The organism is Candidatus Dormiibacterota bacterium (assembly GCA_035532835.1).
GTDB lineage: Bacteria > Vulcanimicrobiota > Vulcanimicrobiia > Vulcanimicrobiales > Vulcanimicrobiaceae > DAHUXY01.
Genome location: DATKQG010000006.1, coordinates 1 through 7635, shown reverse-complemented (window position 1 = coordinate 7635; position 7635 = coordinate 1). Strand labels below are relative to the sequence as shown.

Annotated in this window: 7 protein-coding genes, 1 tRNA gene and 1 pseudogene; 5 read left to right on the top strand and 4 right to left on the bottom strand. The window is 62.3% G+C overall.

From position 1 onward, the window contains the following. The 3 genes from VMW12_00220 to VMW12_00210 form a co-directional block, all read left to right on the top strand. Positions 1–355, top strand: a 355-nt coding sequence (locus VMW12_00220; protein HUZ48141.1) for an efflux RND transporter permease subunit, incomplete at its 5' end; no start/stop codon positions are given. Next, positions 348–1616: a TolC family protein gene (locus tag VMW12_00215; protein ID HUZ48140.1), complete on the top strand. Its 1269-nt coding sequence runs from the start codon at positions 348–350 to the stop codon at positions 1614–1616. The genes VMW12_00220 and VMW12_00215, both read left to right, overlap by 8 nt. A 32-nt stretch (positions 1617–1648) precedes the next feature. Further along, on the top strand, positions 1649–2008 hold the full coding sequence (locus tag VMW12_00210) for a FixH family protein (GenBank protein HUZ48139.1): 360 nt from the start codon (positions 1649–1651) through the stop codon (positions 2006–2008). Positions 2009–2013: 5 nt separating this feature from the next. Here VMW12_00210 and VMW12_00205 read toward each other — a convergent pair. The 3 genes and pseudogenes from VMW12_00205 to VMW12_00195 all read right to left on the bottom strand — a co-directional run bounded on the left by VMW12_00205 (position 2014) and on the right by VMW12_00195 (position 4666). Further along, positions 2014–2658 (bottom strand): annotated as a pseudogene (locus tag VMW12_00205) (MBL fold metallo-hydrolase). Positions 2659–2732: 74 nt separating this feature from the next. Then, a complete protein-coding gene (locus VMW12_00200) occupies positions 2733–3989 on the bottom strand; it encodes an MFS transporter (protein ID HUZ48138.1) in 1257 nt (418 codons plus the stop codon). After that, positions 3986–4666 carry a metalloregulator ArsR/SmtB family transcription factor gene (locus VMW12_00195; GenBank protein ID HUZ48137.1) on the bottom strand — a complete coding sequence of 227 codons (681 nt, stop codon included), beginning with the start codon at positions 4664–4666 and terminating at the stop codon, positions 3986–3988. Before VMW12_00195 ends, VMW12_00200 begins: the two co-directional genes overlap by 4 nt. Positions 4667–4748: 82 nt before the next feature. Between VMW12_00195 and VMW12_00190 the strand changes: the two genes are divergently transcribed. Beyond that, positions 4749–5654, top strand: a complete 906-nt coding sequence (locus VMW12_00190) for a hypothetical protein (protein ID HUZ48136.1) — start codon at positions 4749–4751, stop codon at positions 5652–5654. 53 nt (positions 5655–5707) lie between these two features. Further along, the gene (locus VMW12_00185) at positions 5708–7330 is read left to right on the top strand and encodes a Na+/H+ antiporter (GenBank protein HUZ48135.1); all 1623 of its coding nucleotides are present in this window, start codon (positions 5708–5710) and stop codon (positions 7328–7330) included. A gap of 16 nt (positions 7331–7346) precedes the next feature. Here VMW12_00185 and VMW12_00180 read toward each other — a convergent pair. Then, a tRNA-Ser gene (locus tag VMW12_00180) sits at positions 7347–7433 on the bottom strand. Between the last annotated feature and the right edge of the window lie 202 nt (positions 7434–7635).

The following is a 7635-nucleotide window of genomic DNA, read 5'->3' as shown; positions in this document are numbered from 1 at the left end:
CATGGCCGTCAGCAATGCGATTCTGCTCTTGGACCTCGTCATCCGGAAACGAAAGGAAGGCCTCTCCCGGCGAGATGCGATTCTCTATGCGGGGCCGGTACGTTTGCGGCCGATCCTGATGACGACCATCGTGAGCCTGATCGTGCTGATACCGGTAGCGTTCTTCCCGAAAACCGGGATCGACGCATATTCGCCGCTAGCGACGGTCATCATCGGTGGGCTATCCATTTCGACGGTGCTGACGCTTTTCGTGGTTCCGGTACTGCACGACGCGTTCGACGATCTCCCGGCCTGGTGGCGCCGCGTCACGCGACGAGGCCCTTCGAGCGAACATTCGGAGACCGCAGATGTTTAGACACACCATCGCCATCTTGCTACTTCTTGCGATACCGCTCGCCGCAGTGGCGCAAACGCCTTCATCGCTGACGTTGGCTGCGGCAGTCGCGCGCGCGCGATCGGAGAGTTTCGAAGTTCGTCTATCGCAGGCTGACGAGGCCGCTGCGACTGCACGGGTGCTGGCCGCACGTGCGCAGTTGCTCCCGCAACTCGGGATTTCAGGAACGGTCACGAACGGCGGCGTCGCGCAACTCGGGATGCCGGTCGCTCAACAGACGTACCTCTTGGCAAATGCATCGGTTCCATTGTTCGACCCATCCGATGCCGCATCGGTACGAGCGGCGCGGGCCGGAGCGAGCGCGAGCGGCTTTGACGCTCTCCGAGCGCGCAACGACGCCGGATATCTAGCTGCGGAAGCCTACGAGCGCGCGTTGCTCGCCCGTGCGGTTGTCGCCTCGCGTATCGTTACGGTGAACTACCAGCAACGCAGAGTTTCCGACATCACCGTTCGGATACGGGTCGGCAGCGTTCCAAGGTACGAAGGGTCGCAGGCGCAGGCTGCGCTCGCGGGTGCGATGCAGACGCTGGAAGACGCTAACGCCGACCGCGACGAGGCCATCGACGATCTCGAAGTCATTCTCGATATGCCGATTGCCGCATCGCTTGCGCTTTCAAATGCACTCGAACCGCTCCCGCTCGCAGGGAACTTGGCGGACTTTCAGCGACGTGCCGCTGAAAAGCGTCCGAGCGTATTGGCAGCGCAGCAACGGCTGCTCGCCGCCGACGCGCAGCTTGCGTCTACGCTCGATCGCTATCTTCCGAACGTCGTCGGCGCGGCTCAATCGTACGCAGGCAGATCCAACCCCGACCTCGGCGCGCGCGGCTATCAACTAGGTATTACGGCGACCCTGCCGGTCTACGAGGGCGGCGCCCGCAAAGCAGCGTCGCTTCAGGCACGGACCGACGTGGAGCGCGCGCGCGTCGCCCTGGATCAGGCCCGGCGCTCCGCGGAACGTGACGTTGCTAATGCGTGGTACGAATATGCGGCTGCGCGACGCAATCTCGACCTCGCACATACCCAAGCACGCGCTACCGGTATCGAGCTTCGCATAACGATGCTGCGCGAGCGGACGGGCAAAGGCATCGCGCTCGAAACGCTTGCCGCGCTCAATGACGATGCGACGGCGCGTGAAAATGTGTTGCGCGCGACGGCTCGTCTGAACGATGCCGTCATCGGCCTTCATCGCGCCGCAGGCGATTCGAGCCCGATAAACCCTTAACCGCCACTTTTCTTTCGGAGGAACATACCACCATGAAACACGGCTTCGCACTCGTCGCGCTCGTGCTACTCGCCGCCTGCGGTGCTAAAACTGCTGCGCCGCTCACCGTAACGCCGATCTTCTCGCCAAACCCGCCGCAACAAGGTAGCGAAGCCATCATCGTTACCCTCAAGGACGCAGACGGAAAGCCGGTCACTGGTGCGTCTGTTACCATCTCAAGCTCGATGCCCAGCATGTCGATGGCGGGCCCGAGCGCCGTAGCCAAGGACAACGGCGATGGAACCTACACCGCGCATATCGCGCTGCAATATCCCACGACGTGGACGTTCCACATCAGCGCGTCTGCAAACGGCAACACGGCCGCAACCGACGTGAAGCAAGTCGTTCGTTAGATCGCCTACCCCGCGCGGTTGCGTGCGATGATCTCTTCGAACTCCGCCGGTTTCGCAGGCAAACCTTCGAAAAGTCCGCGGATAAAGCGATCCCGATCGGGCTCTTGCAGCACGCTGTTGAAGCGCCGCTCGAAGCCGACGGTAGAGGAGGGTTTTCCACTCATCGCACGACCACACGGGCTGCCCGAGATGTGGGCGGGATAGACTTCCACGTAATCCGGCAGCGCGAGGATCTTCCCGTGCAGCGAGTCGTAGAGCTGCCCGGCGGCATCGGCACCTCCGAAATCCGGCCGTCCGACATCGCCGACGAACAGCGAGTCGCCGGTGAGGACCATCCACGGTTCCTCGGCGCGAGAGCGATCCGTCACAAGCAAGGAGATGCTCTCAGGCGTATGTCCCGGAGTGTGCAGTATCCGCACGACCACGTTGCCGAGCGAAATTTCCGAGTTCTCCTCGACGGGCGTGTACGGATAGCCGACCTCGGCGCTTCCATGCAAGTATATCGGCGCGCCCGTAAGCGCCGCAAGGGCCCGTTCGCCGGAGCGGTGATCCGCGTGAACGTGCGTGGAGATAATCGCTTCGATACGCATATCGTAACGCTCGGCGAGTTCCATATATTGACCGACCTCAAACTGAGGATCGACGACCGCAGCGCGGCCTTGGCCTCCTCAACCAAAAAAATATGAGGCGCAGCCCGTTTCGGCTTTTAACAATTGACGGAAAATCATTGGAGTACTCCTGCGGCGGGTGTCGTACGAGGGTGCGTCTCTCGCATCCACCACGCAGCCAAGGCGGCGGAAACGAAGAGCACGATCGCAAGGGTGAAAAAACTCGCTTTGCTATTGAGACGGCTCGCAACCAAACCGATGACGATACCACCGATGGCGTACCCTCCGTCTCTCCAGAGCCGGTAGACGCCGAGCGATGCGCCGCGCCGCATGGGGGGCGTTACATCGCTTACCGCGGCCAGGAGCACCGGATAGAGCAGCGCGGTGCCGATACCCATCGTGATTCCGGCGGAGAACCATGCAGCCAACGTGTGTGCCGTCGCCGCAAGGCCGAGCCCGATCGCATCGAGCATGAGTCCGGCGACGATCGGTTTTTTTCGGCCGATGCGATCGGAGAGCGCGCCGGTGCCGAGTTGCGCGACGCCCCACACCAGCGCGTACAGGCCGGCAACCGCACCGATCGTCGCAACGCGAAAGCCCTGCGCGGCCATTGCCAGCGGCACGAGCACCCAAACGGCGGTATCGCTGAATTTATTGAGTGCGCCCGCCTGACAACAGGCGCGCAACGTGGCGTTTCTCCACGTAACATCCGCGAACACGCTGCCGATGCCCGGCGAGCCGGTTTGTGCGGGTCGATCGGCTTGCCGGTGTTCGAGCTGCGCGAACGGCCGCGTTTCGCGAATGAAGAGGGCGATCGACAGGCCGGCAATCGCAACGAGGCCCGCAAACACAAAAGGTACGGGGCGCAGCCCGTATGAAGCCGCCATCATCCCGGTCGCGGCGCTCGCGATCGCCACGCCGGCGTAGCCGGAAAATTCATTGATGCCTAAGGCCAGGCCGCGCTGCTTCCCGCCGACGAGATCGATTTTACTCGTCACGGTCATCGACCACGCGAAGCCTTGATTGGCGCCCAGCAGCAGGTTCGCGACGACGACCCACGCCCAGGATGGGGCCCAGAGCAGCAGCCACGGCACCGGCAAACCAAGGCACCAGCCGAGCAATAAGATGCGACGACGGCCGATGCGATCGGCTAAATGGCCTCCGACAAGATTGAGTGGGCCTTTGACGACGCCGAATGCGACGACGAACGTCAGCAGCACGATCATCGAGGAGACACCGAAACTCTGCACGCCCAAAAGCGGCACGACGGTTCGCTCGCTGCCGATCAACATGCCGACAAACACGTTATCGAGCGCAAGCAGCGCGAACTGCGCGGCATTCGCACGCAGGCCGAGACGAATCGGAGCGTTCACGAATCGCCCACGGCGACCGCGAATCCGAGCCGGCGCCATTCCGGAACGCCCAGTTCCAAACGGTGTGCGGTAAAGCCGTGCTCGCGGAATGCGGCGACGGCCTCGTCGGCAAACGTGCAGAACGGGCCGCGGCAATACACGACAATCGTGCGCGTGGGGTCGAGCGCGGCGAGGAACGTGTCGTCGATGCGGCCGGGCGGCAACGACGTCGCGCCGGGAAGATGGCCGGAGCGAAACTCTTCGCTCGGCCGCGCGTCGAAGAGCGCGACTTCACCGCGATCGATGCGCTGGATCAGCGCCGCGACGTCGTCAACCACGGGATTGCGATCGGCGACGCGACCGGCCACCAGATCGCGAACCTCTCCAAAGCGCGCAACGGCAAAATCCCGAACGTCCTGCCACAGCCGGACCGATTCGTCGCCGGCCACGCGATAGAACACAAACTGCTGCGAACGGCGCGACTCCACCAAATGGGCGGCCAGCAGCTGTCGGAGATGCTGCGATGCATTCGCGACCGAAAGCCCCGCATCAGCCGCTAGGTCTTCGACGCTACGCTCTTCGCGCTGGGCCAGAAGATCGAGCAACTCCAGCCGATGGGGGTTGGCCAGAGCTGCGGAGACCCGGGCAAACTGCCCATAGAAGCGGTCTTTCGCCTCCCGCTTATTCAATAACTTCATTGAATGTCATAATACGGTGGAGAGGTGCCCCCGTCAAGGCTGCAGCGAGTCAGCCGGCGGCTCCCTGGGTAGGACTACGACCTTGAGGAACGAGCACGATTTTCGCCTAGTCCGGCTCGATGAGGTTACATTCGATAGTTCGGACGAGCTGGCCGCCATGTATAAACTGAGCCCGTGCGTATGGCAAGAGCCCGGCCGATTTGAACTGCTGCTTCGCGTTGTGAATCGTTCGGAGATCGCCGCCGAAAAAATTGCGCGCATCCATCACGGGTCGTCTATCGATGGATTGCGTTTCACGCTCGGCGACACCCCGGTAATCGCTCCCGGACCGGACGTGCCCGGCTCTTACGACAGCGGAGGCTGCGAAGATCCGACGGTCGCTCTCGATCGAGGCACATACTATGTCTATTACAGCGGTTGGAACGAGCATCTCAAGCGCGGCGAGCTCCTACTTGCGACTGGGCCCGATCCCGATCATCTCGCAAAAAGCGGCATAGCTCTTGGTTCGACCGAGCAAATCTCTAATCCAAAGGAAGCCACGATTACGCAAGCCTCCGACGGTACGTGGCGGCTCTTTTTTGAATACGCACGAGATAATAGATCGAGAATCGGCATCGCACGCTCCTCGCACATCATGGGTCCTTGGGAGATTCTGCCGCCACTCTTCGAGGCTCGCTCCTCAACGTGGGATTCGTGGCACCTAAGTACCGGACCGATCTTGAATACGGACGCCGAATCACCAATCATGTTTTACAACGGAGCGACTGCGAGCGCGCAGTGGCGCATCGGCTGGGTCGTGTTTGATGCGCCTTTCACCCGCGTTTTGAGCAGGTCGGACGAGCCTCTTGTGATGCCTGCAGTGCGGCGCAATTCTGACGATTCAGATATTGCGTTCGCCGCTTCCGCCGTCGAGATCGACGGCACCATCTACCTCTATTATTCCGTGGCCGACCAGTACGTAACCCGGGCGACCATTCACAGACGCTGAAAATCGGCACGCTCTCGCGAGGCACGCAGAGGCCCCGCGCCTAAGGACCACCGATGATCGCGCTGCTGATCGTGTTCATCGCCGTCATCGTGCTGGTTGCCATTGCGAACCGCATCAACATGGCGTATCCGATCGTGCTCGTCCTGGGTGGAATGGCGCTCGGGTATATCCCGCACATCCCCACGATGCAGCTTCAGCCCGATCTCGTCCTGGTCGTGTTTCTCCCGCCGCTGCTATACTGGGAGTCGGTTACTGCGCCGACCAGCGAGTTTCGCTCGGGCGCGTTGGGGATATTTCAATTAGCGTTCGGCCTCGTGATCGCGACGACGCTCGCGGTTGCCGCCGTGGCGCACGCGGTCGTTCCCGGAATGCCGTGGGCGGTCGCGCTCGTGCTCGGAGCGATCGTTTCGTCGACCGATGAAGTGGCGTTTTCGGCGATCGCCGACCGTCTCAACGTCCCGCGGCACGTGATCGGACTGATCGAGGGCGAGAGCCTGATCAACGACGCAACGTCACTCATTCTCTACGGCGTCGCGATCGCCGCCCTGGTTGGCGCAACGTTCTCGCTCGCGCACGCCGCCGGTGCGCTCGCGCTTTCCGTAACGGAAGCGATCGCGATAGGGCTAGCGGCGGGCGGCTTCGCCGTGCTTGCGTGGCGTAGCATCAAGGACGACACGCTGCAAGGCGCTATTTCGGTCGTCATCCCGTTCGTCGCCTATCTCCCGGCGTACTACATCGGCGCATCCGGTGTGTTGTCAACGGTCGTAGCGGGACTCTTCGTGAATCGCTACACGCCCACGGTACTGCTACCGCGATCCCGCGAACTCGTTACCGGGTTCTGGGTTACGATCGTCTTTCTGCTCAATGCATTCATCTTCGTCGAAGTCGGCATCCGGTTCCACAGTATCGTCGTCGGCTTAGTGCGCTATCCGCTCGCGCACTTGCTGTGGTATGGACTTGCCGTTTCGCTCGCGTGTATCGCAGTACGTCTGGCGTGGACGTTCGGGCAAGCGTTCCTTCCGTTTACGTTGCAAGCCGTCGTGCGTCGCCCGCCGGCGCCCGGGAGGGATGCCGCCCACGCGCACGGCGAGCGCGATTGGTCGCACGTGAGCGTCGTCGCGTGGACGGGCATGCGCGGCGGCGTATCGTTAGCGGCGGCGATTGCCATTCCGCTGAGTACGTCGGTGGGGCCGTTCCCCGAGCGCGACCTCGTGATCTTCATTACCTTCTGCGTGCTGCTCGCGACGCTGGTTGGGCAGGGAGGGACGCTCCCTTACGTGATCCGGGCTCTTCGTGTAAAAGATGACGGCGCGAACGAACAAGAAGAGCGGCGGGCACTAGCGGCAACGGCGAAGGCCGCACTCAAACAGATCGACGCATTGCAGCGCGAAGGCACCGTCCCCGTCGCCATGCTCGACGCGCTCCGCGTTCGTTTTCGCGCTCGTTGGGCCGAGTTCGGATCCGACGAAGACACGGGCAAGGCCGCACGGACGACGGCGCTCTATCGCAAAACGGAGTGCGATCTGCTTGAGACGGAACGCAAAGCGCTCGTCGCACTTCGCAACGACGGAAAGATCGACAACACGGTCATGCGCCGCATCCAGCGCCTGCTGGACCTCGAAGTCACCAGCATTCAACTACTCGGCACAACGGGCCAATCATCGCTGGATGATTGACGTACAGCCGAGGATCAGGAGAGAGTGGGATTCGAACCCACGGAACCCGCGAAGGTTCAGCGGTTTTCAAGACCGCCGCATTCAACCGCTCTGCCATCTCTCCAGGTGCCGGGTCCGGGTCGTGGGATTGCGCGCGACCTTGAGGTCGCCCTTCCGCGACAGTACCGCCGGGCACGATGAACCGGGCGCCCGGCGTCGAACGAATCGCTGCCTGGAGTGCTGGAAGGCAACCACGGAGGAGAGCTTTCATGGGGCTTGAGGCGGCCGCGACGGGCGTGCTCCGTTATCGGAGGCCGTGGTATTGG

Excerpts from the sequence above, each read along its gene's own strand:
- VMW12_00215 (HUZ48140.1), top strand. The coding sequence starts at position 348 with ATGTTTAGACACACCATCGCCATCTTGCTACTTCTTGCGATACCGCTC.
- VMW12_00185 (HUZ48135.1), top strand. The coding sequence starts at position 5,708 with ATGATCGCGCTGCTGATCGTGTTCATCGCCGTCATCGTGCTGGTTGCC.
- VMW12_00195 (HUZ48137.1), bottom strand. The coding sequence starts at position 4,666 with ATGAAGTTATTGAATAAGCGGGAGGCGAAAGACCGCTTCTATGGGCAG.
- VMW12_00210 (HUZ48139.1), top strand. The coding sequence starts at position 1,649 with ATGAAACACGGCTTCGCACTCGTCGCGCTCGTGCTACTCGCCGCCTGC.